The 26,135-nt window shown below is 73.2% G+C and carries 20 protein-coding genes and 1 pseudogene; 10 read left to right on the top strand and 11 right to left on the bottom strand.

Going from position 1 to position 26,135, the window contains the following annotated elements; translation table 11 throughout:
* A pseudogene (locus ACFWIS_RS23190) lies at positions 1-681 on the top strand (hypothetical protein); the annotation flags it as partial.
* Positions 682-815: 134 nt separating this feature from the next.
* Here ACFWIS_RS23190 and ACFWIS_RS23185 read toward each other — a convergent pair.
* Both ACFWIS_RS23185 and ACFWIS_RS23180 read right to left on the bottom strand, forming a co-directional pair.
* A complete protein-coding gene (locus ACFWIS_RS23185) occupies positions 816-1,562 on the bottom strand; it encodes a (2Fe-2S)-binding protein (RefSeq protein ID WP_380523975.1) in 747 nt (248 codons plus the stop codon).
* Positions 1,563-1,737: 175 nt separating this feature from the next.
* On the bottom strand, positions 1,738-2,286 hold the full coding sequence (locus ACFWIS_RS23180; RefSeq protein WP_380456902.1) for a hypothetical protein: 549 nt from the start codon (positions 2,284-2,286) through the stop codon (positions 1,738-1,740).
* Between the two features lie 277 nt (positions 2,287-2,563).
* On the opposite strand from ACFWIS_RS23180, the gene ACFWIS_RS23175 reads away from it, so the two are divergent.
* The gene (locus ACFWIS_RS23175) at positions 2,564-3,748 is read left to right on the top strand and encodes a sensor histidine kinase (protein WP_380456904.1); all 1,185 of its coding nucleotides are present in this window, start codon (positions 2,564-2,566) and stop codon (positions 3,746-3,748) included.
* A 415-nt stretch (positions 3,749-4,163) separates the two neighbouring features.
* On the opposite strand, the gene ACFWIS_RS23170 is transcribed toward ACFWIS_RS23175, so the two are convergent.
* Complete coding sequence (locus ACFWIS_RS23170) at positions 4,164-5,831, bottom strand: purple acid phosphatase family protein (protein ID WP_380456906.1); 1,668 nt, start codon at positions 5,829-5,831, stop codon at positions 4,164-4,166.
* A 90-nt stretch (positions 5,832-5,921) separates the two neighbouring features.
* Between ACFWIS_RS23170 and ACFWIS_RS23165 the strand changes: the two genes are divergently transcribed.
* Positions 5,922-6,593, top strand: a complete 672-nt coding sequence (locus ACFWIS_RS23165) for a response regulator (protein WP_380456908.1) — start codon at positions 5,922-5,924, stop codon at positions 6,591-6,593.
* Between the two features lie 360 nt (positions 6,594-6,953).
* On the opposite strand, the gene ACFWIS_RS23160 is transcribed toward ACFWIS_RS23165, so the two are convergent.
* The gene (locus ACFWIS_RS23160) at positions 6,954-8,645 is read right to left on the bottom strand and encodes a peptide-N4-asparagine amidase (protein ID WP_380456910.1); all 1,692 of its coding nucleotides are present in this window, start codon (positions 8,643-8,645) and stop codon (positions 6,954-6,956) included.
* Positions 8,646-8,942: 297 nt separating this feature from the next.
* Positions 8,943-9,845 (bottom strand): LysR family transcriptional regulator, encoded by a 903-nt coding sequence (locus tag ACFWIS_RS23155; protein WP_380456912.1) that lies wholly within the window; start codon positions 9,843-9,845, stop codon positions 8,943-8,945.
* 147 nt (positions 9,846-9,992) lie between these two features.
* Here ACFWIS_RS23155 and ACFWIS_RS23150 point away from each other — a divergent pair, with 147 nt between their 5' ends.
* Both ACFWIS_RS23150 and ACFWIS_RS23145 read left to right on the top strand, forming a co-directional pair.
* Positions 9,993-10,991 (top strand): pseudouridine-5'-phosphate glycosidase, encoded by a 999-nt coding sequence (locus tag ACFWIS_RS23150; RefSeq protein WP_380456929.1) that lies wholly within the window; start codon positions 9,993-9,995, stop codon positions 10,989-10,991.
* Positions 10,992-10,994: 3 nt separating this feature from the next.
* Positions 10,995-11,918: a carbohydrate kinase family protein gene (locus ACFWIS_RS23145; RefSeq protein WP_380456914.1), complete on the top strand. Its 924-nt coding sequence runs from the start codon at positions 10,995-10,997 to the stop codon at positions 11,916-11,918.
* A 79-nt stretch (positions 11,919-11,997) separates the two neighbouring features.
* Here the strand turns inward: ACFWIS_RS23145 and ACFWIS_RS23140 are convergent, their stop codons facing one another.
* Positions 11,998-13,839 carry a helix-hairpin-helix domain-containing protein gene (locus tag ACFWIS_RS23140; RefSeq protein WP_380456916.1) on the bottom strand — a complete coding sequence of 614 codons (1,842 nt, stop codon included), beginning with the start codon at positions 13,837-13,839 and terminating at the stop codon, positions 11,998-12,000.
* Between the two features lie 167 nt (positions 13,840-14,006).
* Positions 14,007-14,750, bottom strand: coding sequence for a hypothetical protein (locus ACFWIS_RS23135; RefSeq protein WP_380456918.1), 744 nt, complete (start codon positions 14,748-14,750; stop codon positions 14,007-14,009).
* A gap of 358 nt (positions 14,751-15,108) precedes the next feature.
* Here ACFWIS_RS23135 and ACFWIS_RS23130 point away from each other — a divergent pair, with 358 nt between their 5' ends.
* Positions 15,109-15,732 (top strand): ArsR/SmtB family transcription factor, encoded by a 624-nt coding sequence (locus tag ACFWIS_RS23130; protein ID WP_380456920.1) that lies wholly within the window; start codon positions 15,109-15,111, stop codon positions 15,730-15,732.
* A complete protein-coding gene (locus ACFWIS_RS23125; protein WP_380456922.1) occupies positions 15,729-17,075 on the top strand; it encodes an MFS transporter in 1,347 nt (448 codons plus the stop codon). Before ACFWIS_RS23130 ends, ACFWIS_RS23125 begins: the two co-directional genes overlap by 4 nt.
* 44 nt (positions 17,076-17,119) lie before the next feature.
* On the opposite strand, the gene ACFWIS_RS23120 is transcribed toward ACFWIS_RS23125, so the two are convergent.
* Both ACFWIS_RS23120 and ACFWIS_RS23115 read right to left on the bottom strand, forming a co-directional pair.
* The gene (locus tag ACFWIS_RS23120; protein ID WP_380456924.1) at positions 17,120-17,788 is read right to left on the bottom strand and encodes a DUF6629 family protein; all 669 of its coding nucleotides are present in this window, start codon (positions 17,786-17,788) and stop codon (positions 17,120-17,122) included.
* A gap of 17 nt (positions 17,789-17,805) precedes the next feature.
* Entirely contained in the window at positions 17,806-18,813 is a 1,008-nt protein-coding gene (locus ACFWIS_RS23115) for a DMT family transporter (protein WP_380456926.1), read from the bottom strand.
* Positions 18,814-19,077: 264 nt separating this feature from the next.
* Here ACFWIS_RS23115 and ACFWIS_RS23110 point away from each other — a divergent pair, with 264 nt between their 5' ends.
* The 3 genes from ACFWIS_RS23110 (at position 19,078) to ACFWIS_RS23100 (ending at position 21,012) form a co-directional block, all read left to right on the top strand.
* Complete coding sequence (locus ACFWIS_RS23110) at positions 19,078-19,341, top strand: dsRBD fold-containing protein (RefSeq protein WP_188302898.1); 264 nt, start codon at positions 19,078-19,080, stop codon at positions 19,339-19,341.
* A 738-nt stretch (positions 19,342-20,079) separates the two neighbouring features.
* Positions 20,080-20,838, top strand: coding sequence for a DUF4232 domain-containing protein (locus tag ACFWIS_RS23105; RefSeq protein WP_380461080.1), 759 nt, complete (start codon positions 20,080-20,082; stop codon positions 20,836-20,838).
* Positions 20,839-20,886: 48 nt separating this feature from the next.
* The gene (locus ACFWIS_RS23100) at positions 20,887-21,012 is read left to right on the top strand and encodes a hypothetical protein (RefSeq protein WP_380461082.1); all 126 of its coding nucleotides are present in this window, start codon (positions 20,887-20,889) and stop codon (positions 21,010-21,012) included.
* 519 nt (positions 21,013-21,531) lie between these two features.
* On the opposite strand, the gene ACFWIS_RS23095 is transcribed toward ACFWIS_RS23100, so the two are convergent.
* Together ACFWIS_RS23095 and ACFWIS_RS23090 are read right to left on the bottom strand one after the other, a co-directional pair.
* Positions 21,532-22,044, bottom strand: coding sequence for a hypothetical protein (locus tag ACFWIS_RS23095; RefSeq protein WP_380461084.1), 513 nt, complete (start codon positions 22,042-22,044; stop codon positions 21,532-21,534).
* 361 nt (positions 22,045-22,405) lie between these two features.
* On the bottom strand, positions 22,406-25,963 hold the full coding sequence (locus ACFWIS_RS23090) for a ricin-type beta-trefoil lectin domain protein (protein WP_380461085.1): 3,558 nt from the start codon (positions 25,961-25,963) through the stop codon (positions 22,406-22,408).
* Positions 25,964-26,135 lie beyond the last annotated feature (172 nt).

Here is a 26,135-nt window from a genome sequence, read left to right as displayed (position 1 = left end):
GCGGTGTTCACCAATGTCACCGACCGGCAGGGCGTCCCGCTGCACGTCACCGACCTCACCACCCCCGCCGAGGGCGACCCGACCGGTCAGGGCCTGTTCTTCCTGCTGGTCGCGCTGAGCATCGGCTCCTACGCCAGCGTCGCGGTGATCGGCGCTGCCGGAGCCGGGCTGAGCATGCGGATCCGGGCCCTGGCCGGCCTGGCCGTCTCACTGGTGGTCAGCGTGATCGGGATCGCCACCGCCGGACCGCTCTTCCACGTCGTCGACCACGACCGCGCCGCGATCTGGGCGCTCGGCTGGCTCTACTCCGCGGGCATCGTGCTGATCGGCATCGGCCTGCACAGCTTCCTGAAGAAGTGGACCACCCTCGCCCTGATGGTGCTGTTCGTGATGCTCAACTTCACCACCTCCGGCGGCATTTACCGACCCGAGCTGCAGAACGACTTCTTCGGGGCGCTGCACGGCTTCTGGACCGGCGCCGGCTTCCTGGAGGGTGCGCGCAGCATCCTGTACTTCGACGGCGGCGCCGGTCTCGGCGGGCACGTGCTGACCCTGGTGGTCTGGCTGCTGTTGGGCGGGGCGGCCCTGGTCGCCGCGGCGATGTACGAGGGCCGCGGACGCCGGGCGGTGGAGACGCCGGTGGAGGCCGAGGAGGAGATGGAGGAGGCGGTCGCGGTCTGAGGACCGTACGCCGGAAAGGACTTCACCCGGTGCGAGGGCATCGGCACCGGGTGGGGATCGACGGCCCGCGCCCGGCCTTGGACAAGCCGGGCGCGGGCCCGTGCGTCCAGGGCCTGCCCGGCCGAGGCGCTGTCCTAGTTTCGGCTCCGATTCCGGTGGGCGGGCGGCCGGGTGAAGCAGCAGTCCCCGCAGAGCCCCGCGCCCGGCCCGGTCCGGTAGTAGAGGCAGCAGCTGGTCCGCCGGAACGCGGTCCCGCGTGGGCCGGTGAGCAGGGTGCCGGAGCCCGCCAGCGGCGGACGGTCCAGCAGCCCGGAGACCAACTCGGTTGCCCTGCCCGGCACGTGGGCGTCCAGCACCCGCAGCGTCCCGGCCAGCGCGGAGGCCTCGTTGCCGCGCAGCAGGCGCGCCGAGAGCGGAACGGCGGCGCGCACTGCTGCTGCCAGGGGCTCCAGCAGGCCGATCAGGACGGCCTCGTGGAGCCGGTCGACGAGCTCCCCGGCGTCGGGGCGGACCGGCTCCGGCGGCGTCCAGAGGTCGATCGGCCCCTGGTCCGGGATCCGCACCCAGGCCTGCTCCAGGGTCGGCACCGTCCCCAGCAGGACGGCCGAGCCGATGCCGACCGACCAGAACCGGGCGGCCAGTCCGAGGTGCAGGATCGAGGCGGCGACCCGGAGTTCGGCCGTGCCCAGCCGCTGCGCCACCACCCGGACCCGGGCCGCGAGCGGCGCGTCCGGCCCGGTGCCGTACAGCTCCGGGAGCGGACGGAAGCCGGGCGGCGGGGTGCCGGTGGCGTTGCTGTCGAGGGCGAAGTACGGGCCGACGGCGGCGAGTCGGCCGTAGTCGGGCCGGGGCTGCCGGCTCTGATCGGGCGCGGGGTTCAACGGCCCTCCCCGGTAAGGTCGTTGAACCCCGCGCCGGCTCTGGCCGACCGGGATGCGGTCGGGCGGGTGGTGGCATGATGGGCGGGGAGCATCGGGGCCTCCAGGGAGCCGGGGGACGGGCGGGTGGTGACGCCCCGGCCGGTCGGGCACCCGGAAGGCCCTGGTCGGGCGGTGGTCAGCCGTGCACGGTGAAGTCGCCACTGGTCGTGCGGAGGAACGGTACCGTGCCCTGGCAGTCCGAGACCGGTGCGCCGAAGAAGCCCCAGACCCAGCCGACCCGGTCCCCGCGCCGGCCGTCGTCCTCGACCGACAGCGCGACCTTCCGGCCGACCACCGGCCGGCCCGGGAACCACGGCACCTCGCCCCCGGTGACCACGCCGGTGGCGATCGCCTCCCGGCCGCCGACGGCCAGGCAGGTGATGTCCCCCTCGAAGTCCGCGACCAGCCGGCCGTCGGTGTGCACGTGGCGGACGTGGAAGTGGCCGCGGGTGGTGCCGGGGTCGGAGTTGCGGCCGGCGCGGGCGTCGACCGTGAGCTGGACCGGGTCGCCGGTGAAGCCGTCGAAGACGGCGGTGAGGACGGTCCCGGCGCTGCCGTGCAGGACCACCGGGCCGAAGCCGTCGGTGGTGGCCGGTGCCGCGGCGGTCGCCGGGGCGGCGGTGGCGACCGCCGCCGCCAGGAGGCAGAGTGCGGCAGCGGCGGTGGCGAGACGGCGGCGGGTCATGGCGGTTCGGCCTCCTGGGTGGGCGGGTGTTCCGGCGGGTGGCGGGCGGTTGTTGCGGCGGGGTGGGCTGTCAGATGGGCGGTTGTTCCGATGGGCGGGGCCCGTTCCCCGGCCGGCCGTTCCGACGGGCGGTGGGCTGTCCCCCCGGCCGGTCGCTCCGACGTCATCGAGTCTGGCCCGGGCGGACCGGGCAAACCTCCCGCTGTGGAGGGGAGTCGCCTCCTCCCGACGGAGGAGCCCGGCCTCCCCCGGGAGAGCGGCCCGTAGGCTCGGCGGGGTGCGCACCGACCCCCTTCCCCGCCCCGACCGGTCCCGGCGCCTGCCCGCCGTCGGCACCGCCCTGCTGCTGCTCACGCCCGTCGCGCTCACACACCGGGGGGAGCACGGCGCGGCCCTGCTGCTCGCCCTGACGGCCGCGCTCGCCGCAGCGGTCGCGCTGCTGCCCTGGCCGCTCGGGCGGCTCGCCCTCACCGGCGCCGCCGGCGCGGTGGCCGCCGTCTCGCTGGTGGTCGACCTCTGCTACTCCGGGCCCTACCGGCTGCCCGCGTTCTGGCTGCCGTTCGAATGGCTCGCGCTGCTCGGGGTGCTGTTCCGGGCGGTCCGCCGGCTGCCGGACCGCTGGGCCGGGCCGGTCGGCGGCCTGGTCGGGCTCGCGGCCGTGGTGCTGCCGCTGCGGTTCGCCCTCCGGACGCCGCACGGCGGCCCGGCCGGTCCGGTGATCGGCGTGCTGTTCTCGCTGCTGCCGGTGCTCGGGGCGGCCGGGGCGGGCCTCTACCTGCGGGTCCTGGACGCCCGGCGGGAGCGGGCGGTCGCCCGGGCCAGGCGCGAGCAGCGGCTCGAGGTCGCCCGCGGCCTGCACGACTCCGTCGCCCACGAGATCACCGGCATCGTGCTGGAGGCCCAGGCCGGCCAACTCCCGGGCCAGGAAGCGGAGGAGACCGCGGCCCTGTTGTGCCGGCTGGAGGAGGCCGGACTGCGCGCGCTCGACGCGATGGACGAAATGGTCGGCGCGCTGCGCGAGGACCAGGAGGCGGCCGGAACCACCCGCCGCCTCGGCCTGGCCGACCTGCCGGAGCTGGTGGCACGCTTCGGCACGAAGGGTGGCCCGCGCGCCACCCTCGACCTCGTCCCGGAGGCCGTCGGGCTGCTCGCCGCCGAGGCCCAGGCCACCGCGTACGCCGTCGTCCTGGAGGCCCTGACCAACGTCCGCCGCCACGCCCCGCAGGCCACCGAGGTGACGGTCCGGGTGGCCCTGGAGCCGGACGGCCGGGCGGTACGGGTGACCGTCGGTGACGCCGGCGGGCCGGCCACCCGCAGGCCGCGGCTGCGCCGCCGCCCCGGCGTGGGCGGTACCGGCCTGGCCGGCCTGGCGGCCCGTGCCACCGCCCACGGCGGCACCCTGACCTCGGGCCCGCTCGGCCGGTCGGGCTGGCAGGTGTGCTGCACCCTGCCGGGGCGGTAGCGGTGTCCCGCTCCCCGGGCTTTCGCCGGAACGGCTGGAGCGCCAAGTTGAACGCGTTCAAGTCATTGAACGCGTTCAAATCGGGTTCGGGGGCAGGGGATGAGCGAGTCGCAGTCGGTGCCGCCCGGCTATGCGGTCGAGGCCGCGTTCGCCGACCGGCGGGGTGTACGGCGTGCCGAGCCCGTGCGAGGGCGGGTCAGGCCCAGCGGGCGCGTACTCGTCGCGCTGGCCGGTGTCGCGTGGGTGCCGTGGGCCGTTCGCGGTCCCGTACCTCCTGATCGCGTTGCCGCTCACCGCCCGACGCAATCGGGGCTCGGCGGGGACGGTACTCGCCGCGCTGCTCGCGGCGGGCCCCGTCGGGCTCCTCCTCCACCACGGGCGGACGTACGTCTGAGCCCGCTGACGGGGGCGCGGGTCAGCGTTCCCGGCCGCCGCCGCGGGTGCCGCGCGGGCGGGTGAGGGTGAAGCGGTCCACTGGGGCGAGGTCGCCGTACGGGCCGCTGACGGAGTAGTACGTGACGTCGATGGTGGTGGCGCCGCCGCGCTCGCCCGGGTGGACGTCGAAGGAGGCGAAGCCGTACGGGTTGTCGGCGTCACGGAAGGCGGACCAGGGGGCCTCCTCGATCACGTAGATCGGCGGCCGCTTGCCGGTGGATTTGTCGACAGGGCCGACGCCGGTGATCACCCGGGCCTTGGGCGGGGTGAAGAAGAGGTGGTTGGAGGGGGCGGAGGTGCCGCCGCCGCCGATCACCATGTGCACGGTTCCCTTGGTGGTGTCGATGGTCTCGGTGCCGGTGGCGACCGGGATCGGGGTGCGGGTGTCGGTGGACTGCTGGCCGCGGATCGGGTGGGAGCGCTCGTAGTGGTGCTCGTGGCCGCAGACCACCAGGTCGACGCCGTACTCGTCGAACAGCGGCACCCACCTCTCGCGGATGCCGAGGTCGGCGCCGTTGAACTTGTCGGCGGTGGAGATGACCACCTGGTGCATGCAGACCACGATCCAGTCGATCCCCGGGTCCGCGTTGGCGGCGATCAACTCCCGTTCCAGCCAGCGCTGCTGGGCGCCGCCGGAGTAGCCGTGCACATAGCTGTTGCCGCCGTCCTGGTAGGCGACGTCGTCGTTGCTGAGGCTGATGACGCGCACCGAGCCGGCGGTGAACGCGTACCAGAGGCCGCCCAGTTCGTCGTCCGCGTCGGAGTCCGGGAGGTCGAAGTAGGCCTGGTAGGCGCCGTAGCCGATCGGGCCGTTGCCCTTCTCGTTCTCGTGGTTGCCGGCCGCGGGCATCCAGGGGCGGTGGCGGGCCGAGCGGGTGTTGTTCTCGAACCAGTCGGACCAGGTGCGGACCCGGTCGGTGGAGAGATTGGCGTAGCAGAGGTCGCCGTTGAGCAGGTGGAACAGCGGGGCGACCCGCTCGACGCCGGCGGTGGTGTCGCCCGCGGCGGGGCTGCCGAGGTTGTCGTTGACGTAGCCGTTGGCGGTCTGCCTACCGAGGGTGGGGGTGCCCTGGTCGCCGAAGCTGGTGAAGGTGAACGCGGCCCGGCCGCGCGGGGCGGTGCGCACGGTGCCGAGCTCGGGGGTGGCGCCGTCGTGCACGGCGGCGTAGACGTAGTCCGTGTCGGGCCACAGGCCGCCGATCCGGGCGTGGTGCACCTGGACCTCGGTGCCGGAGTTGGCGTCTCGGTAGGTGCGGGTCTCGGCCTGGACGGTCCGGCCGAGGCCGCCGTGCGAAGTCCCGTACATCACCCGGGGGTTGGAGACGGACGAGGTGGTGTGCCAGGAGACCGTGACCTCGCGCGAGGCGTCCGAACCGAACTGCAGGTGCAGCCCGCCGACCCGCGGGGCGCCGGTGCGCTCCGGCCGTTCCCACAGCAGCGGGGAGGCGGCGGCGGGGGTGGCCGCGATGCCGGAGAGGGAGACGGCGCCGCCGAGGCTCAGGCCGGTCGCCCCGGCCAGGAGCCCGCGCCGGCTGACGGAGGGACGGGCCGAGGGGCCGACGGACGGGGCGGCGGAGGCGCTGGCCGGGGTGCCGGCGGTGGTGCTGGCCGGGGTGTCGGCGGGGGTGCGTCCACTGGAAGCGTTCATGGCCGCCAGCTTCACCGCGCGGAGGTGAACCGGGCCGGATCGGCGGCGTGAACTTTCCCGTCCGCCGGGTGGTGCGGGACACTGCCCGGTGTGACGAGTACGAACGGTGAGTGTCCGCGGGTGATCCGGGTGTTGATCGCGGACGACCAGGAGGCGGTACGGCGCGGCGTGCGGCGGATCCTCGACGCACAGCCGGACATCGAGGTGGTGGGCGAGGCCGTCGACGGGCTCGCCGCACTGGAGCTGGCGGCCGAACTGCGGCCGGACGTCGCGCTGGTGGACATCCGGATGCCGCGGCTGGACGGGCTGGAGGTGACCAGGCGGCTGTCCGGTTCGGTGCGGGTGGTGGTACTGACCACCTTCGACCTGGACGAGTACGTCTACCCGGCGCTGCAGCACGGCGCGTCCGGCTTCCTGCTGAAGCGTTCCGGCCCGTCCCTGCTGGCCGAGGCGGTGCGGGCGGCGGCGGACGGCGAGAGCCTGATCAGCCCGTCGGTCACGGTGCGGCTGCTGAAGCACGTGACGGCGCCGCGCCGGCCCGCGCGCCCGGCGGCTCCGGTGGTGGCATTGACCGAGCGGGAGGTGGAGATCGCCGGGCACGTCGCGGCGGGCCGGACCAACGCCGACATCGCGGCCGAACTGTTCATCTCCCCGGGCACGGTGAAGACCCACGTGGCCAGCATCCAGCGCAAGTTGGGGGTGCCGAACCGGGTCGGGATCGCGGTGCACGCCTGGGAGATGGGGTACCGGGTGCCGCAGTAGCGCCCCGCCTCGGCCCCCCCGCGCGCTGGGACTGGAGCTGGGGCGGGGGCGGGAAGGAGCGCGTCCACGGAGCCGAGGGGATGCTCCGTGGACGCGCGGAACCTACGAGGCGGGGGTGGCCTCCGGACGTCACGTCCTCCGGCCGGTAGTTCGATCGTCGACCGAGGTAGTTACCAGCGGCAGACCCTGATCCGTCTCGACCTGTCGCCACTGCCTCCTGCGGTCGAACTTCCTTCAGCTGCCTCGCAGGTCCATCTCCCATGATGCGCCTCCCACGGCGTGTGCACCAGGGGTGAACGGCCTGAAAACGGGCAAATCTCGCAAGTCCGGACCGGGAGGCGGGCCCGGGGGGGGCGGGGCCTACGGCGCGGGCCACCCGTCGACGAAGCTCAGCGTCCGGTGGTACGGCCCGTCCGGCCCGGTGCTGCGGTAGTCCTCGGTGCTGCTGCCGGTGCGGACGGTGCGGTCGCCGTCGTGACGGGTGGCGGTGGGTCGCAGGGTGTGGTCCACGGTGGAGCGCTCGGTGACGTGGCCGCCGGTCGCGGCGGTGGCCTCGCGGTGGTAGCCGAGGTCCATCGCGGTGTTCTGGTCGGTGTTCCCGGCCGCGTCGTGGGTCACCTTGTACGTGACGTCCAGCGGTTCGCCCTCGTGCACGGTGGTGGTGCGGTGCGGTCCGCCGCCCCAGGTGCTGGTGGTGCGGGTGAGGTCGGCGTCGTTGTGCAGCGTCACGTCGTTGCCGGCGTCGCGCAGCTGCTGGGCGGAGCTGAACGCGAGGTCGTCGCGGACCTCGGTGGTGATCCGGCCGTGCGAGGTCTGCACCCAGCCGCGGGCGACGTCGTGCCGGGCGGCGGTGACGGTCCAGTCGCCGCTGCCGCCACCGTGGTCGGCGAGCTCGGTCGCGACGGTGGCCTCGGGGGCGACCCGGTAGTCGATGAGCTGCCCGGAGGTGTGGTCGGTTCCGTGGTCGACCTCGGCGAACAGGTTGACCTGGCCGGTCCATTGGTCGTTGCTCTGCGCCTCGGCGGCGTTGACCGTGATGCCGACGCGGTGCGGGCGCCCGTCGACCAGCAGGCCGACGTACGGGGTGAGGTCGAGCCGGTAGGCGGGCAGGTCGAAGGCGAAGACGCCCGGGACGGGCCGCCACAGCAGTGGGTCCCAGCCACCGGTGTAGATCACCGGGTACGGCCAGACCGCGCCGGCCACCTTTCCGTCCACGGTGAGCCGCAGCTCGCGGAACGGGCCCTTGCCGCAGGCGCCGATCGACGGGTTGGCGGCGACGAAGGCGTCCGGTGCGGAGGCGTACGCGAACTCCTCGCAGGCGCCGCCGCCGCGGGCGTAGACCTCGGCGGTCAGGCGCTGCAGGTTCTGCGGGAAGGTGACGTCCTGGGCGGTGCCCGGAGCGGCCTGGGTGAGCGCGAACGGCCCGGTGGTGAGGACCTGGTCGGCGCCGTGGGCGGCCGGCCAGCGGTCGTCCGCGGTGTAGAAGGTCAGGCTCGCCGAGAGCTTGTAGACACCGGTGTAGGTGGCGTCGGTGACATTGGCGAGGTCGAGCGAGAACGGCTGCGGCCCGGCCGCGAACAGCGGGGCGTAGCGGGTGAGATCGCGTTCGACGTTCCACTTGATGCCGTCCGGGGACGGTTCCGGGGTGGAGGACAGCAGCACCTGGACGCCGCCGATGCGGACGCTGAAGATGCGGTCGAACTGCCGCCCGGCGACCTGCCCGTGGAGGTCCATGACCACGGCGGACCAGGGCCCGGCGCAGTCGGCGGGCGGGGTGACGGTGGCGGTGTACGGGGTGTCGGGCGGGTTGCCGTAGCCGTTGCGGAACTCGCGGTCGTGCATCACCTCGACGGTGCAGGAGCGGGTGTCGGGGCGGGTCAGCGGCTTGGTGGCGGTGACCGGGTCGTGGTAGCCGCGGCCGAAGTCGGCGTGGGCGGGCGCGGCGGCGGTGAGGGTGCCGGCCAGGGTGAGGGCGGCGGCGCCGAGCAGTCCGGCGAGGCGGCGCAGCAGTGGGCGGCGGGGGCGCGGGGAGGGCAGGGGTCGCAGGGCCAAGGTGGATCCCCGGGGTCGGGCGGCCCGTCGGCTCGCGACGGGCCGGGTGGGTGATCCGGGCATCCTTCCGGCGCTGGCATGTGAGCGTCAAGGGTGGGGTCGGGTGCCGCCGCGGGCGTTCCGGTTCCTGTGGTTCGTGCGGCTTCCGGGGTCCGACGGCTTCTCCGGTTCCCGGGGTTCCCGGGGTTCCCGGGGTTCCCGGGGTTCCTCCGGTTCCGGAGGGCTCCTCCGGTTCCCGGGGTTCCTGGGGTTCCCGGGGCTCCTCCGGTTCCGGCGGCTCCTGCCGTGTGCGGTGGCCTACCACTCCTCCAGCTCCGCGGCCTCCTGCCGGATCAGGTTGCGCAGCGTCGCCAGCGGGGGCCGCCGGTCGTCCGTGCGCCACTGCATCTCCAGCGGCAGGGTGGCCCGGCCCTCCAGCCGTACGGTGGCCACGTCCTCGGTGAGGTGGCCGGTCATCGAGCCGGGCACCAGGGAGAAGGCGCGGTTGCGGGCGAGCAGGTAGAGCCGGGAGCCGACGATCCGCGGCGGGCTGACCAGCACCGGCGGGTCGACGCCGTGCTCCGCGCACAGGCCGAGCACGTGGTCGTAGTACCGGGGGTGCTGCTCGCGCGGCCACAGCAGCAGTGGCAGGTCGCGCAGTTCGCCCAGCCGCAGGCTCGCCCGGCCGGCCAGCGGGTGGTCCCGGCCGAGGGCGACCCGGACCGGCTCGTCGGCGATCCGCTCCAGCCGGTAGCCGGGGACGTCCTCCAGAAAGCGGCCGAGGCCGATGTCGGCGAGTTCGCCGGCCAGGGTGGTGGAGACCTGCCCGGTGTCGACGGCGAGTTCGGCGGTGTCCAGCGCGGGCAGCTCCTGCTCGGCCCGGCTGACCACGGCGGGCAGCAGCCGGTTGGCCACGCTCGGCGAGGCGACGATCCGGGCCGTCCCGAGCCGGGACTCCTCGTGCAGCCGGACCCGGGTCAGCATGGCCCCCGCCTGTTCGAGCAGCCGCGCGCTCTCGGCCGCCATCACCTCGCCCGCCTCGGTCAGCGAGACCGAGCGGCGACTGCGGTCGAACAGCTCGACGCCGACGGTCCGCTCCAGCCGGGCGACCTCCTGGCTGACCGTCGGCTGGGAGATGTGCAGGCGTTCGGCGGCCCGCCCGAAGTGCAGCGTCTCGGCGACGGTCAGGAAGACCTCCAGCTGCCGCAAGGTGAAGCCCATGGGGATCATCCTAGTGCGAACTGATAGCTGATCACCTATCGGAAACCCCAGGACTCATTCTGGTTTCCGATCCGAACCGTCCATACGCTGATCGTCGCGTTGCCCCATCGCAGTGGCATCTCACAGGAAGCTCGCCTCATGACCGGACTGCCCGTCAGCACCTCCGCCGGCAACCCTGCCAGCACTCCCGCCGGCAACCGCGCCGGCAACCCCGCCATCCGGATCTCCGAGGAGGTCGCACAGGCCGTCGCCGCCGGCCGTCCGGTGGTCGCCCTGGAATCGACGATCTTCACCCACGGCCTGCCGCGACCGCGCAACCTCGCCGTCGCGCTGGAGGCCGAGGAGCGGCTGCGCGGCGCGGGCGTCGTCCCGGCCACCATCGGCGTGCACGCGGGCGTCCCCACGGTCGGCCTGAGCACCGAGCAGATCACCGAACTCGCCGCCGCCGACGGCCTGGACAAGGTCAGCCTGCGGGACCTGCCGGTGGTCGCCGCGCTCGGCCGGCACGGCGGCACCACCGTCGCCGCCACCGCCTTCCTCGCCCATCGCGCGGGTGTGCGGGTGTTCTCCACCGGGGGCCTCGGCGGCGTCCACTTCGGCGCCTCGGAGAGCTTCGACGAGTCCGCCGACATGACCACCCTGGCCGCCACCCCGGTCACCGTGATCAGCGCCGGGGTGAAGTCCATCCTCGACATCCGGGCCACCCTGGAGCGCTTCGAGACCCTCAACATCCCGGTCATCGGCTACCGCACCACCAAGTACCCCGGCTTCTACGTCACCGACTCCGGCCACGAGATCAACTTCGCCGTGCAGTCGCCCGAGGAGGCCGCCGGGATCATCGACGCCCGCGACCGGCTCGACCTGCCGCAGGCCGTCCTGATCGCCAATCCGGTCGATCCGGCCAAGCAGCTGCCGCCGCAGGAACTGGACGGCATCCTGGCCCGCGCCTGGGCCGAGGCCGAGCGCCGGGGCATCACCGGCAACGCCTCCACCCCGTTCCTGCTCGACCACATCCAGCGCGACACCGGGGGCCGCAGCCTGGAGGTCAACGTCGAGGTCTACCGCGGCAACGTGCGCCTCGGCGGCGAGATCGCCACCGCCCTGGCCGCCCGGGCCGGCGGGTCCGCCGCGTCCACCGGGGCCTGACCCGTGCTCGGGGTGCTCGGCGACCTCGTCGAGGACATCGTGGTCTGGGTCGACGGCCCGCTGCGCCACGGCACCGACTCCGACGCCCGGGTCTTCCGGCGGCGCGGCGGCAGCGCGGCCAACGTCGCCTGCTTCGCCGCCGGGCAGGTCCCGGCCCGCTTCCTCGGCTGCGTCGGAGCGGACCCGGTCGGGGACGGCGTCGTCGCCGAACTCGGCGGCCACGGCGTGGACGTACGGGTGCAGCGGCACGGGCAGACCGGCAGCATCGTGGTGCTGATCGACCAGGACGGCGAGCGGACCATGCTGCCCGACCGCGGCGCCGCCACACTGCTGGAACGAGTCCCGGACGACTGGCTGACCGGCCTGAGCCACCTGCACGTGCCCGCGTACTCCTTCGACGGCGAGCCGGTCGGCCGCACGGCGCTCGACGCGCTCGCCCGGGTCCGGCGGGCGGGCGGCACCACCTCGGTGGACGCCTCCTCCACCGGCATGCTGGAACAGTTCGGACGGGAGCGGTTCCTGCGCCTGCTGGCCGAGTTGGCGCCCACGTTCGTGTTCGCCAACCGCTCCGAGTCGGCCTTCCTGGGGCTGCTGCTGGACGGGCTGCCGGGGCCGGAGCGCGCCCGGCTGGCGGCCACCACGGTGGTCACCAAGGCGGGGGCCGAGGCGACAACCGTCGACGTGCCGGGTGAGGGGCTGTTCACGGTACCGGTACCCCCGGTGGCGGAGGTGCGCGACCTCACCGGGGCCGGCGACGCCTTCGCGGCGGGCTTCCTGGCCGGGTTCCTGGACTCCGGCGACCTCCGCCTGGCGGCCGGGCTCGGGCACCGCAGCGCCGCCCGGGTGCTGGCCGTGCCGGGGGCTTCGCTGGGGGTTTCACAGGGGGCTTCGCAGGGGGTTTCGCTGGGGGAGCCGGGGCAGGGGTAGGGCGGGCCACTACGGGTGCTGTTACTGCAGGTGTGGTACCTACGGGCGGCTGCAGTAACGACATCCGCAGTGGGGTGGGCTACTTCTGCAGTGCGTCCTTGCGCAGGAAGTGCTTCAGTCGCTGCCACGTCCAGGCGTTGATCACGTCCTCGGTGGTGAGCCAACCACGCTGCGCCGTACCGATGCCGAAGCGCGGGTAGGCGAGGTGGCCGGTGGCGTGGGCGTCGCTGTCGATCGCGAAGCGCACCCCGTGCCGTTTGGCCCGGAGGACGTCCTCGTCGCGCAGGTCGAGCCGCTGCGGGGAGCTGTTGATCTCGATCGCGGTGCCGGTGCGCGCGGCGGCCGCGAACACCGCGTCCAGGTCGACGTCGATCGGCCCGCGCCGGCCGATCCGGCGGGTGGTGAGGTGGCCGATGACGTGGACGTACGGGTTCTCGCAGGCGCGGATCAACCGGCGGGTCTGGGCGGCGCGGTCGAGGTTGAAGTGCGAGTGCACGGAGGCCACGCAGACGTCGAAGCCGGCCAGGAACTCCGGCGGCCAGTCCACGCCGCCGTCCGGTCCGATGTTCAGTTCGGTGCCGTGCAGCAGGCGCAACTTCTTGTGGCGGTCGGCGAGTCGGCGCAGTTCCTCGCGCTGGGCGAGCATCTTCTCGTCGGTCATCCGCTGCATCACCAGGTCCGGCGCGTGGTCGGTGACGGCGTAGTAGGAATAGCCGCGGGCCGCCGCCGTGTCGATCATCTCGGTCAGGGTGGCCAGGCCGTCGGTCAGGTCGGTGTGGGTGTGGAGGTCGCCACGCAGGTCCGACTCCCGGATCAGCTCCGGGAGTTCGCCGTTCAGCGCGGCCTCGATCTCGCCGCGGTCCTCGCGCAGCGTCGGCGGGATCCAGGGCAGGCCGAGCGCCGCGTACACCTCGTCCTCGGAGGCGGACACCACTTTGGCGCCCTCCTGCGCCTTGCCCTTGCCGGCCCCGGTGTCGCCGGTGGCCTTGGCCCCCCTGGCCCCCTTGGCGTCCCCGGCCCCCTTGGCGCCTTTGGCGCCGTCCTTCCCGGCGTCGCCGCCGACCTCGAACAGCCCGTACTCGGAGAGCTTCAGACCGGCACGCACCGCCATCGTGCGCAGCTTGATGTTGTGCGCCTTCGACCCGGTGAAGTAGACCAGCGCGGCGCCCCAGTCCTCCTCGGGCACGACCCGCAGGTCGACCTGGATCCCCTGGGTGGTGCGGACCGAGGTCTTGGTCGGCCCGCTGCCGATCACCTCGGTCACGTACGGGAGTTCGGTGAGCGCGGCCATCAGCGGGGCGGAGTCGGCGGCGGTCGCCAGCACGTCGATGTCGCCGACCGTCTCGCGCATCCGGCGCAGCGAACCGGCGTACGCGCAGCGGGTGCAGCCGGGGACGGCGGACAGCGCCGCGACCAGCTGCTCGGCCAGCTCGGTGGCGGCGTCGAGGAGGGTCCGGCCGCCGGACTGCCGCATCAGCTCGATGCCGTGCAGGATCTTCTCCCCGCTGCGCTCGCCGAATCCGGCCACACCGGTCAGCTTGTCGGCGCGGATCGCACCGGCGAGTTCGTCCACCGAGGCGATGCCGAGGTCGCGGTAGAGGGCGAGGGCGCGCTTGGGCCCGACACTGGGGACGGCCATCATCTCCCGTACACCGGGCGGGATCTCGGCGCGCAGGGCCTCCAGCGCGGGGATCTCGCCGGTGGCGAGGTACTCGGCGATCTTCTCGGCCGTGGACTTCCCGACGCCGGGGATCTGCTGCAGTCCCTTGACGTCCAGACCGGCCACGTCCTCGGGGTGGCCGCCGACGGCCCGGGCGGCCTTCTCGTAGGCGCGGGCCCGGAAGGCGTCCCCGCCGGTGATGTTGATCAGGTCGGCGTACTCCTGGAGCAGCTCCCTGACCTGGTCGTTGAGCCGGGGCATGGGGCAAGTCTAGGGTCGGAGCCCGCCGTTCGCCGCGCGGTGCGCACCAGCGGCGCCGTCTGCCTCCTACGCCTGCGCCCACGCGTACGGCTTCGTACACCTGCGCCTACACCTGCGCCTGCGCCTACGCCTGGGGCTACGCCTACGGTTACGCCTGTGCCTGCTCCCTAGTCGTAGGCGACCGCGAGCAGCAGCACCACGGTGAGGCCGCCGCCGGGGGTCGGCTCGACCGCGAGGCGTCCGCCCGCCGCCACCACCAGGCTGTGCAGGGCGGGGCCCACCGGTCCGCTGGCCCGGACGCCCGCCAGCAGCCATTCGCGGGCCTCGGGGGGCTCGTACGTTCCGCGGTCAGATATTCGTATCTCGACCCGTTCCCGGCTTCGGCCCGCCGTGCCGCGCCCGCTCGTGCCGTGCCCTGTCGTGACCTGTCCGGTGATGTCCGGCTCGGCCGCGGTACGGGGCGCCGCCGGGCCGGGGCGGGTGACGTCCGCCCGGACCAGCACCCGGCTGCCCAGCGGGCTGCGCCGGATCGCGTGGTCGAGCAGCCCGGCTACCGCGGCCTCCATCCGGCGGGCGTCCCCGGCCACCACCGGCAGCCCGGGCGCGAGCCGGACCGTGACGGCCACGGCCCGGCCGCCGCCGCGAACCACCCGGCGCACCACCTCGGCGACCTGCACGTGTCGTGCCTGCGGCTCGCACCCGGCCTGCCGGCCGGTCCAGCTCAGCCGGTCGAGCTCCGTGCGGGACAGTGTCCGGGGGCCGGCCATCGCCGTCGGCGGGAACGGCCCGAGGCCGTCCGGAGCGCCCCCGTCGTCCTTGCGATCGACGGCGCCAGCGCCGCCCACGCCGCCGAGCGCGCCGAGCGCTCGGGCCCCCGAAGCGACGTAGCCCCAGAGCTTCCCGCGTGTCATTGCCCTGCCCCTCGTGCCTGACCGGTGGCCGTCATCGATTCCGCGGCCGACCGGGGCGGGCCATTCTCCCGGGCCCTAGATGACAGCCTGCCCTTCCGCCGCCCGGGTGACAATCCGGCCCCGGGGCGCGAAGCGGGGCGGGGCCCCCGCCGACCGGCGGGTGAGCGGTCCGCCGACCGGCGGGGCGGGGCCGGTGCGGTGGCCGAGCGAGCGGGCGACGGGAAACCGCGCCACCGGGCGACGGGCAGCAGGGCAACCGGGCGACGGGCAACCAGGCGGCGGGCAACCGGGCGACCGCAAAGAAGAATTCGCAAAAAACCCTTTGCAAACACTTCTTTGCAGTCCTAGGCTCCTGGCCATGACCGAAGACCGCGGCTGGAAGCACAGCGACGACCCGCACGTCGTCCTCACCGCCAAGGGCATGAGAGCGATGGCCCACCCCGTGCGGATGCAACTGGTCGGGCTGCTGCGCAAGCACGGCCCGTCCACGGCGACCAGGCTCGCCGAGCGGCTGGGGCTCAACTCCGGAGCCACCAGCTATCACCTGCGCCAGCTCGCCGCTGCGGGCTTCGTCGAGGAGGACACCGAGCGCGGCAACGCCCGGGAGCGGTGGTGGCGTTCGGCGCACCGGATGACGGTCTGGACGGGGGAGGACATGGCGGACGAGGAGCCCGGGGCGGCCGTCGGCTTCCTGCGCTCCGTGCTGGCCAGCCACACCCTGACCGCCCAGCGGGCGCTCGACGCCTTCGAGACGATGCCCAGGGAGTGGCGCAGAACGGTCGACTTCAGCGACGTGCTGCTCCAGCTCACGCCGGCCGAAGCGGAGCAGCTGACGGCCGAACTGTTCGCGGTGCTCCGGCGCTACCGCCGGGTCGGCGCCGGCGGGTCGGTGCCGGAGGGCAGCGAGCAGGTGTCCGTCGCGGTCCACGTGCTGCCCGATCCGCAGGGGCAGCCGGAGCCGGAGGAGGGGAGCGCCGAATGACCAGCAGCATCGCCGATCCGCCGGCCCGCACCTTACGGCCGCTGGCCGGGGTGCTCGCCGCCACGGCGGTCTCCCTGACCGGGACGCGGATCTCTGCCATCGCCCTGCCCTGGTTCGTCCTGGCCACCACCGGCAGCGCCACCCTGACCGGGCTGGTCGCCTTCGCCGAGATGACGCCGTACGTGCTGGTCAAGGCGCTGACCGGGCCACTGGTCGACCGGCTCGGGCCGCGCGTGGTGTCCTGGACGACGGACGCGGTGAGTGCCGTCGCCGCCGGGCTGGTCCCGCTGCTGCACGCCCGAGGGATGCTGCCGTTCGGGCTGCTGCTGGCGATGGTCGCGGTGATCGGTGCGATGCGCGGGCCGGGGGACTTGGCCAAGTCGGTCATGGTCCCGGAGGCGGCCGACCACGCCCGGGTACCGATGGAGCGGGCCACCGGGCTCTCGGGGGTCACCGAACGACTGGCCTCCACGATCGGCCCGGCGGTCGGCGGCGGGCTGGTCGCACTGGTGGGGCCACTTGCCGGGCTGGCGGTCAACGCGGGCACCTTCGCGCTCGGGTCACTGATCATCGCCCTGGCGCTGCCGCCGGGCATGGGCCGCGCGGCGGCTCCGGGCACGGTGCCCACCGAGGCCCCGGGCGAAGGCGAGCCGAACGGCGGCGGCTACTGGCGGATGTTCCGGGAGGGCTTCGACTTCCTGCGGACCGAGCCGCTGCTGCTCACGGTGATAGTCATGGTCGGCATCACCAACCTGCTCGACGCCGGGTTCACGACGGTCCTGCTGCCGGTCTGGGCCCGGGAATCCGGTGGCGGACCGGCCGCGATCGGCCTGCTCGGCAGCGTCCTGGGCGTCACGGCGGTGATCGGCAGCCTGATCGCGGCCGCGCTGGCCCACCGGCTGCCCCGCCGTACGGTCTTCTTCGCCGGCTTCCTGATCGCCGGGGCACCGCGCTACCTGGTGCTCGCACTGGACGCGCCGATGTGGGTGGTGGTCACGGTCTTCGCGTTGGGCGGCTTCGGGGGAGGCTTCCTCAACCCGATCCTCGGCGCGGTCCTCTTCGAACGGGTGCCCCGCCACCTCCTCGGTCGCGTCCACGCCCTCGGCGACTCCCTCGCCTGGGCCGGCATTCCCCTCGGTGGCCTCCTCGCGGGCGCGGCCGTCGCCCTGGTCGGCCTGATACCCGGCCTGCTCACGGCCGGCGCCCTGTACTTCGCCACCACCACGCTGACCGGCCTGCGGCCGGAATGGCGGGAGATGGACCGGCTGCGGGGGCACAGGGGAGCCAGGGCCGATGGGCAGGCACGAGCTGAAGAGGGCGCGGCAGAGGCGGCGCGGCCCTAGGCGGGGCGGTTCTAGGCGGGGCGGGCCCGTCCGGCGTTCACCGGTCACCGACGGCCCGTGGGTGGGTGTCCCGCCCAGTGGAGGAGCAGGAGGCTGGCCAAGGCAGCGAGGGCGCACCAGGTGGAGACGAACGCGAGCCGCCAGAGCAGGGCGCAGAGCATCGCGCCCACTCCGGTGAGCAGACCGAGGCGGCGGAGCAGACGGTCGCCGCTGACCAGGAGGGAGCCGACCGTGGTGAGGAGGTAGCCGGTGAGCAGAAGGGCCGGGTGAGGGATGCCGATGGCGTAGCCGAGGGTGTGGCCGTGCCGGGTGGCCGTCACCGGGTGAGCGGCGACGGCGGCCGCGAGCGGGACCGCCACTGCCGCGCCCAGCAGCGCCAGCAGCGCGAGTGCGCGGCGTCGGCCGGGGCCGGCCGGGTGCCCGGGTTCGTGGGCTGCGCACCAGACCCCGACCGGGACCAGCACGGGCAACAGCGGCAGGGCGATCACCGCCCAGGTGGTGCGGGCCGCCCCGGCGAGGGCGGACGGCAGTGCACCGTCCGTACCGAGCCAGACCAGTGCCTCGACGAGCTGGTGCACGCCCAGTACCAGCGGGAGCGCGGCGAGCGGCAGCCGCTGCGGCCTCCCGGACCACCGGGCGCGCACCAGACACGCCACGCCGACGCCCGCGACCGCCGAGCCGGCCACGGCGTCCGCCTGGGCGCTCCAGCACATCGGTCCGCCTGCCCGTGCTACTCGCGTTTACGGTTCGCGCCGGTGTCGCCGCGACCGCCCGGCTCCCGGCCGCCGTCACCGTTGCCGCTGCCATCGCCGCCATCAGCGTTGCCGTTGCCACTTCCGTCACCGGGCCGGTCCTCCGGCGGAACCCCGATGCTCTCCAAGGTGTCGCGGACACTGCCGGGCATCGCCGGATGTCGGCCGATCACGATCACCCCGATCACGATCGCCACCAGCCCGGCCGCCTGCCAGGCCAGCGCGCCGGGGGTGACCCGCAGCCGGTCACCGAGGAAGCCGACCGCGCAGGCGATCCCGGACAGTGGCTGGGCGGCGGTCAGCGCCGGCAGCGACATCCGCAGCGGGGCGGCCTCGAAGGCGCTCTGCACCAGCAGCAGTCCGACTACGCCCGCCACCACCACGGCATACGGCTGCCAGGTGCGCAGCACGACCATCAGCCCGTCGTGGTCGAGGCGCTGGGTGGTGGTGCGGGTGAGCGCGTCCTGGAGGCCGTAGAGCAGTCCAGCGGCGAGTGCCAGCAGGGTGGCCTCCTCGAACAGCGGCAGCCGGCGGGCGAGGGTGACCAGCAGCAGGGTCAGCCCGACCACCGTGCCGACCACCAGCCAGTGCCGCAGCTCCCCGGCGGGCGGACCGCCGCCGGTCGGCTGCCCGGCCACGATGAAGGCCGTCACCCCGAGGCCCAGCAGCAGCACCCCGGCCCAGCCGGAACGCCCGAGGGTCTGACGGGTGAGCACCCGGGAGAGTGCCATGGCGAAGATCAGGTTGGTCGCCAGCAGCGGCTCGACCAGGGACACCTCGCCCTGGTTGAGCGCGAGCGCGGAGAGGAGCAGACCGCTGACCATGAACCCGGTGCCGAGCAGCCACTCGGGCATCCGTATCAGGTCCAGCAGCAGACGCCAGCGCAGCAGGTCGGCACGGGGAGCCCGTTGCGCCGCGTGCTGCTGGAGGACGAAGCCGAGTCCCAGACAGCAGGCCGCGCTCAGAGCGAGGAGGAAGACCGCCACGGAGGGACCACCAGGTTGTCGCTGCCCCGCGCCGCGCCGGCGGTTCCGGGGGAGGGTTCGGCGGTCGCGGCACGCTTCCGCCAGCGTACCGCCGGGGCGGCGGCCGGGCCGATCGGACGCGGCGGATCCGTACCGGCCACCGCCGCGAAAGCCGCGCTTGCCGCCACGGGTGGGGCGGGCGCACGCTGGTGTGAGCGGCCGCCACGGGCCCACCGCCCGGGTCGGCCGGGATCGGCGACGGGGGCCGCCGCCAGGAGGTGTGGCATGCACAACCAGTGGGACGTGGAGCTCAGCTTCGACGAAGACGGCGTGCACACGGTGTGCGACGCCAGGTTGACGGGCGCGAGGGCGCCGGGCCTGAGCGCGCACGGTGAGGCCGAGAAGAGTGCGGAGGACCGCCCGCTCGCCAGGATCGGCGAGGAGGTCGCGGCCTCGCGGGCCCTGGAGGAACTGTCCCGCAAGCTGCGGGCCCAGGCCACCGGCGAGATCGAGGACGAGGGGCACCGCCCGGGCTACCTGATCTACTGACGGCGCCGTCCACTGACGGCGCCGACGCATCCGGCCGCCCGGGCCGCCCGGGCGGTATGGCCGTGTGAGCACGACCCTCCCCGGGGCGTCTTCGGCCGGTGCCAGCCCCGGGGGTTGGCGGGCCGGTGGTCGATGGCCGTCGTCCGGGAACGCGTTCCCGGCCTCGCTGTCGCCCGTCATGGCGAGGTACCGGATCCGGCCCGCCACCGCAGCCGGCGTGATCTCCCCGGCCGGGAGCCGGCCCGCCAGGTGGTGGAGCAGGCAGCGGTCGGCCGTCCGCTCGTCCGGCCGGGTCGTGCCGAGTTCCTCGAACTCCTTCAGCGCCTCGCGGAAGACCTCGAAGGGCGCCTGGACCGCCCGCCCGTCCGGTGCTCGGCCACCACCCCGAGCCGCAGCAGACCACCCAGCACCCCGGCCGCCACCCCCCACCCCCGCTCCCACGACACCCCGCCGCCCCCTCGCGGCGCCCGTCGACCTGCGGGCTTCGCCGCACCCGGTGACACGGGGGGTGTTCGGGATCCGGGAGGCGGCGCCGTCCCGGTCCGCCGTCGGTCGCCAGGGTTCCGCGTCCCGTTCCAGCGTTCCAGGCTCGTTGCGTTCCCGCTGGTCAGTGCCCGTTTCGGCGTTCCACCTTCCCCATCGTGCCGGTGGATCTTCCGGCCGGGACGGATCGGTCCGCAAGCTCTGGTCATCGAGTCGACGAACCGCTCGACCGAACGCCGAAAGGGGCCCGACCAGATGTCCGTCCGCACTTCCCGCACCCGACTGATCACCGCTGCCGCGAGCATCGCTCTCGCCACCCTCTCGCTGACCGCCTGCGGCAACGACAACGGCAGCGCGGACGGCAAGGCCGCGGCCGCCCCCTCGGGCACGGCCACCCCGTCGGCCACGGCCCGCCCTACCCAGGAGGCCACCGCTGCGGCCTCCGCCTCGACCACCGGCACCGCTGCCGGCACCACCTCTACCGGTGCCGGTGCTGCCGCTGACCCCGGCACCGCCCCCAAGACGCCCGCCGCCCCCAAGCCCGCCACGAAGGCCCCCGCCCCTCAGGCCCCGGAGGCGGCCAAGCCCGTCACCTGCACCGCCGCCACCACCAAGACCACCGCCGCCCCGCTCAACCGCCCCGTCAACCACCTGCTGCTCACCGTCACCAACACCGGCACCGCCATCTGCTACCTCTACGACTACCCGGCCCTCCAGTTCGGCCAGGCCCAGTCCGTCCCGCCGGTCATCGCCGACTCCAAGCCCCAGGCCGTCGTCACCCTCCAGCCAGGCCAGTCCGGCTACGCCTCCGTCAACCTCTCCTCCACCGACGGCACCGACAACACCAACGGCTACACCTCCACCACCCTCGACCTCTACTTCCACGGCCCCTCGGGCAACGAGAGCGTCGGCCCCGCCGCCCACCCCGCCCTGCCCACCAAGGGCGTCTACCTCGACGACTCCCTCAAGACCACCTACTGGCAGCAGTCCATGGACGACGCCACCTCCTGGTAACCGCCACCCGCACCACCCCGCCGGCCCGAGAGAAACGGACACCCCACCATGCACAAGACCCGCAGGATCGCCCGCCTCCTGGCCGTCTACACCGGTGCGGCCCTCCGGATCCTCGTCCTCGGCACCCCGGACGACCCCGACCTCACTCGGAAGGCGGGCCTGGTCCGCCGCTGACGCCCCACACCGCGACTCTTCAGCCCGGGCTGCGAGGACCGCCGACTCGGCCTGACGCCAAAACCGGGACGTCCCGCCGAAGGAACTCGGAGGTTGCTGCGGCACATAGCCGAAGCGTTGGAACGATGCTGGAGACCGTCGCCCGGTGTCTGGACCTGGCCGATTGGAAGGGGCGGTGAGGGGCACCGCACTTGGACAGGACACCCTGCAGCCCCGACGCGGCGAGGCAGGTACGGCCCGGCACGTCCTCGTCGAGGTGTTCGTCCGCCCAGCGGACCAGCCGGATCACGTTGTCGCCACCGCACCAGACATTCGTCCACAGGCTCAGCTCGGCGGAGTCCAAGCATGTTGCGGCTGTCACGACATGGCGTGGGTCAGGCCTGTTTGCCGGGCGGTGAGGACGGCCACGAACCGTTGGGCGGGGTCCTCGGCGTCGAGCAGGCCACGCAGCCAGCCGATCACCTCGGGCGGTCACTCCATGGCAGTGTGCTGAAGCAGCTGTCCGGCGGCGTGGACGAGTCAGGGCTGCGCGGCCGCGTCCGGCTCGTCCTGCCAGCGTTCGGCGAGCGCCTGCAGGACCAGGTCGGCGTGGTCAGCGGACTGGGCGTGCGGGAATCCGACCAGCCGCCGGATCGCGGGATCGGCATACCGGAGCAGCGCCAGCAGGCGCGGGGCGGCTTGGGCCCATGCTCCGGGCCAGGGCCCGATCGACGAACTCGGGCATTCGCTGCCGCGAGCCCTCCGCGAGGTGGCCGACGAGATCGAGCGCTTTCCGACGCAAGGCGAAGGCCGGGTCGACGGCCCGGTCTGCCAGGATCGACAACAGCGGGGAACGGCGGGCAGGTCGGACCCTCGCCCATGACGGATGGATTCCCGCTGGCTCACGGCGGCCAGGTCCGCGCGCTCAGGGTCGGAACCGTCGGCGAACTCGGTCAGCAGCTGAGGAATTCGACCTGCCGAGTCGTAGTGCTCGTGCAGTTGGTCCCACGCGACGTTCGTGGGTGTGGGCATGGGCATCGCGTCCTGGTACATCCAGGCGACTTCTTGACGGATCGGGCCGCTGACGGGCCGTTCGAAGATCGGTGTGCGGATGCAACGTCGCCCGGCGCTGTCCCATCCTCGCATTCCGGGACCTGCGGCGGGCCGTCAGCGCGTCGCCTCCCCGAGTGTGCGCGGCGCCGTGGTCGGTGCCGCCGTCCGGCCCGGCGGACGGTTCGGGCCACTGCTCCTGGAACATCGTCGCCCAGGGCCCGTTCGCCAATGGGCCGGGGCCCCCCGTCGCAGATCAGTGCGACGGGGTGGCCCCGGCCGAGCGAGCATCAGGTTGTCAGGGCTTCACCATCAGGGCACGCCTTAGCCTGATAGTGGGACCTGGGTTTGGCTGCGATGCAGTTCAGCTTCTTACGAGGGCGTTCCACTTCTGGGCGGGGGTGTTGTTGCAGTCCCATAGTTGCAGGCGGGCGGTGTTGGTCGCGGTGCCGCCGGGGAGGTCGATGCATCGGTCGGATGCAGGGTTGTAGAGGCTGCCGTCGGGTCGGGGGAGGAAGGTCTGGCTCGGGCCGCTGTTGCAGCTCCACAGCTGAAGGAGGGTGCCGTTGACGGTGCCGGCGTTGGTGGCGTCGAGGCAGCCGCCGAGGGCGCGCAGGGTGCCGTCGGGCTTGAAGGTCCAGTTCTGGGCGGCGTTGGAGTTGCAGTCCCACAGCTGGACGGCGGTTCCGGGTGCGGTGTTGGCGCCGGCTATGTCGATGCACTTGCCGGTCTGGGCGGCGTAGGTGATGGGGCTGTTCTCGGCGTAGGTGCTCACGGCTCCGGTCATGGGGGTGTCCCAGGCGTAGCCGGGGCCGGTGGTGGGGTGGCCGGTGGAGACCTGGATGATGCCGCCTTGGGTCATGCCCCAGAGGGTGGGTGATCCGGTGCCGGTGAGGTCGCCGTCGGAGCCGACGACGGGCCAGGTGGCGCTGGTGATGTTGGTGCCGATCTTGGTGCCGGCGTCGATGCCGGTGAGGGTGGGGTAGCTGGAGCTGCGACCGAAGGGGCCTATGACGGTGATTGTGCCAGTGGTGAAGGTGTAGCCGCGCAGTTCTCCGGTGCTCTGGTCGCGGGTCCACAGGCCGGGGTGGCCCTGGCCGGTCCAATCGCCCGGGGTAATCAGGTCTAGGCTCTTCCAGCCGGTGGCGGCGAGTTTGGTGGGCGAGCCGAAGGTACCGTCGCCGATGGCGGGGTAGAACCAGAGGGCGCCGGTGCCGTCCGGGCTGGTCTCGATGGTGAACAGGCCGGTGCGGTTGAGGAACTTCTTGCTGGTGTCGAGTTTGGTGGTGCTGGGGTCGCCGCTGGCGGCGATCTGCAGCGTGGTGGACCAGTCGGTCGCGTTGTAGCCGGTGCAGTCGGTGAGCTTCGGGTCGCAGGCGGGCTTGGCCAGGGTGTACTTGGAGTCGAAAGTTCCGGTGACGCCGGTGTTGCCGGGGTTCTTGTAGAAGTAGAGGTTCTGGTCGCCGTCCTTGTGGACGATGAGGTCGTCGACGTTGTTGCCGCCGCGCAGGCTGCCGCGGTGGGTGATGCGGTAGTTGGCCCAGGAATCCTGGCTGGGGGAGTTGGCCTTCGGGGCGGCGAGAGGGGCCGTTACGCCGGTGGCGGGGATGCTGTAGGCGCGCAGGTCGCCGTTGGGGTCGGCGGTGACGATGTCGGGCAGGGCGTCACCGGTCACGTCGCCGAAGGTCGGCGCGGGGCTGTTCGGGTTCCAGGGGGCGTAGAAGGCGTACTGGGCGACGGGGGAGAGGTTGCCGGCGTTGTCCTCGGCCTGGATGTAGAGGACGTTGGTGCCCCAGCGTCCGGCGGTCACCTGGATCTGACCGGTGGGCATGTCGCCGCCGCACTTCCAGGTGGAGTCGGCGAGCTGGGGGTCGAAGCTCCAGCGCAGGCAGACCACGCCGGAGGTGTAGCCGCCGCTCGGGTTGGGGTCGGTGGCGGTGAAGGGGACGCCGCCGCTCTGGCCGGCGTAGATCTGGGGGGCCTGCCCGTTACCGGCGGGCGGGAACTGCTTGCTGGTGTCGGCGACCGTCGTGGGGAAGGTGACGGTCGGCGGGGTGAGGTCGACCTTGAAGTAGCAGGCCGGGGTGGAGGCGGACCAAGGGGTGTCGTCCAGGCCGTCCAGGGCCATCATGCCGTAGCCGTAGGCGTGGCCGTCCTGGATGACATCGGCCGGGACCTGGAAGCTGGTGGTGCTGCCGCTGCTGACGTAGGGGGTCTCGCCCTTGGCGACGTCGGGGACACCAGGGACGTTGTAGTCCCAGATGTGGTCCCAGGTCTTGACCTGCGCCTGGGTGGGACTGGTGACGTTGGCATTGAGCCAGACGGCGTTGTTCTGCGCGGACCCGGCACCGAGCCACGCCCAGTCGTTCGCGTTGCCGTCACCGCAGGCCTGGTTGGTCGCCGCGGGGCTGACCGTGGTGGGCGCGGGCCACACCGCCGGGTTGGTGGGGACGTTGGGCGCCCGGTCGTACTGGACGGACAGCGCCGGCTGGTAGGTGAACCGCTTGAACGCGTACTGGTTGCTCTCGTCGCCGTAGAGGCCGAACGTCAGCTGCCCGTAGTTGACGTACTGCTTCATCGCGCCGGTGATGTCGAAGCTGAACGGCACGTTGTCGTGGCACGGGTCCTGGCCCGAGCCGCCGACCAAGGCCGTGCCGAGCGAACCGCCGTTCTGTGAGGGCTGGTTGGACCAGTGGGTGCCGTTGCCGATCGGCCCGGTGACGTAGAGGTTCAGCGGGTAGTTGGTGGTGCAGGACCAGTCGGCGGAGACGTACTCCTGCATGGTCATCGTCGCGGAGTGGATGACCGCACCGTTGAGTGCGTTGATGTCGAACTGGTAGAAGCTGCGCTCGATGTCGGCGGGTGAGCAGCTGCCGCCGTTGGGGTAGGTGCCGCACTTGCCGACACCCGGGTGGTCGGCGTCTCCGCTGCCCTGGCGCATCCAGTTGTTGGAGCCGTCGTGGGCGGACTGGACCCAGGTCCAGGAGTTGCCCCACTGGGTCCAGGGAAGATAGTCGGGGTCGATGTAGTACGGGGCGGTGCCGTGGGCCAGGAGGTCCTGGTCGGGGGTGAGGTCGATCCCGGTGTCGGTGGCCTTGACCGGCATGGTGGAGACCTTTGAGGCCGCTCCGGGGCCGGCGTCGGAACTCGCGGCGGGGGCGGTGGTCGTGTCCGGCTGCGCGGCGGTGTCGGCGGCCGCCGACGCTCTGAACGTGAGGGCGCTCTTCACCACGGGCGCGGGCGTGCTCGCCGCGGGCGCGGTGGTGCTGTCCCACATCTGCGGTGTGCGGGAGACCCAGCGGGGCTTGCCGTCGGCACCGACGACGGTGACGTTTCCGTGGTCGTCGGTCTTGACGGAGACGCCGTCGACGGTGGTCCCGAAGTGCAGGTTCTTCAGAACCGGGTTCGCTGCGGCTGCCTGGGTCTTGACGACCAGCACGGTGGTCAGGCCACCGAGCTTGGTGGCGGTGACCTTCAGGTCGATGTCAGGTGCCACGGACGGATAGACCGCGCTGTCACCGCTGACGGTCGGCGTGGGCAGTGCGAACGGGGCGGACAGCGCGAGCTTCTTCCCGTCCGAACTGGTCATGGTCGCCAGCGGCCCGTCCCCGCCCTTGGACAGTGCCACCTGCCCCGCCGCCGACTTGGGGGAGAACGTGCCGTCCGGGTTGGCCGTAAGGGTGGCGTCCAGCGGCTGCCAGACACCGCCCCGTCGCACCCGCTGCTGCTCCAGGTGGCTGGTGAGCGCGAGGTGGCCTTCAGGGGTGGCGACGGTCTCGCTGTACTCGGTCGTGAGCGAGTCGACCGGGACGTTCTTCTGCGTGGCCTTGGCCTGGGCAATGGCCTGATCGGTCGCGTTGGCCGGTGGACGCTCCTGCATCTTCTGCGCGGTGGCGGCGTCGATCGCTGCCTGCGACGGCACGGTCGGTGTGTCAGCAGCGTGCGCGGTGGGCCCCGAGAGGCCGGTCGTGAGCGCGAGAACGGCAGTCACCGTCAGGGCCGCGAGTGGTGCACCGTTATGGCGGCGCTTTCTGTTCAAAACGGGAATCTCCCCCCAAAGAGCATGGCAAGGCCTGCATAGGCACAGATCAGAG

Source organism: Kitasatospora sp. NPDC127060, assembly GCF_042724935.1.
In the GTDB taxonomy this organism is placed as follows: domain Bacteria; phylum Actinomycetota; class Actinomycetes; order Streptomycetales; family Streptomycetaceae; genus Kitasatospora.
This window is presented reverse-complemented; position numbering and strand designations above follow the sequence as displayed.

What these genes read in the sequence shown, in the direction of transcription:
- ACFWIS_RS23100 (WP_380461082.1), top strand. Translation starts at nt 20,887, where the DNA reads ATGCACAAGACCCGCAGGATCGCCCGCCTCCTGGCCGTCTACACCGGT.
- ACFWIS_RS23170 (WP_380456906.1), bottom strand. Translation starts at nt 5,831, where the DNA reads ATGAACGCTTCCAGTGGACGCACCCCCGCCGACACCCCGGCCAGCACC.
- ACFWIS_RS23120 (WP_380456924.1), bottom strand. Translation starts at nt 17,788, where the DNA reads ATGTGCTGGAGCGCCCAGGCGGACGCCGTGGCCGGCTCGGCGGTCGCG.
- ACFWIS_RS23125 (WP_380456922.1), top strand. Translation starts at nt 15,729, where the DNA reads ATGACCAGCAGCATCGCCGATCCGCCGGCCCGCACCTTACGGCCGCTG.
- ACFWIS_RS23155 (WP_380456912.1), bottom strand. Translation starts at nt 9,845, where the DNA reads ATGGGCTTCACCTTGCGGCAGCTGGAGGTCTTCCTGACCGTCGCCGAG.
- ACFWIS_RS23110 (WP_188302898.1), top strand. Translation starts at nt 19,078, where the DNA reads ATGCACAACCAGTGGGACGTGGAGCTCAGCTTCGACGAAGACGGCGTG.
- ACFWIS_RS23180 (WP_380456902.1), bottom strand. Translation starts at nt 2,286, where the DNA reads ATGACCCGCCGCCGTCTCGCCACCGCCGCTGCCGCACTCTGCCTCCTG.
- ACFWIS_RS23105 (WP_380461080.1), top strand. Translation starts at nt 20,080, where the DNA reads ATGTCCGTCCGCACTTCCCGCACCCGACTGATCACCGCTGCCGCGAGC.
- ACFWIS_RS23140 (WP_380456916.1), bottom strand. Translation starts at nt 13,839, where the DNA reads ATGCCCCGGCTCAACGACCAGGTCAGGGAGCTGCTCCAGGAGTACGCC.
- ACFWIS_RS23130 (WP_380456920.1), top strand. Translation starts at nt 15,109, where the DNA reads ATGACCGAAGACCGCGGCTGGAAGCACAGCGACGACCCGCACGTCGTC.
- ACFWIS_RS23095 (WP_380461084.1), bottom strand. Translation starts at nt 22,044, where the DNA reads ATGTACCAGGACGCGATGCCCATGCCCACACCCACGAACGTCGCGTGG.
- ACFWIS_RS23135 (WP_380456918.1), bottom strand. Translation starts at nt 14,750, where the DNA reads ATGACACGCGGGAAGCTCTGGGGCTACGTCGCTTCGGGGGCCCGAGCG.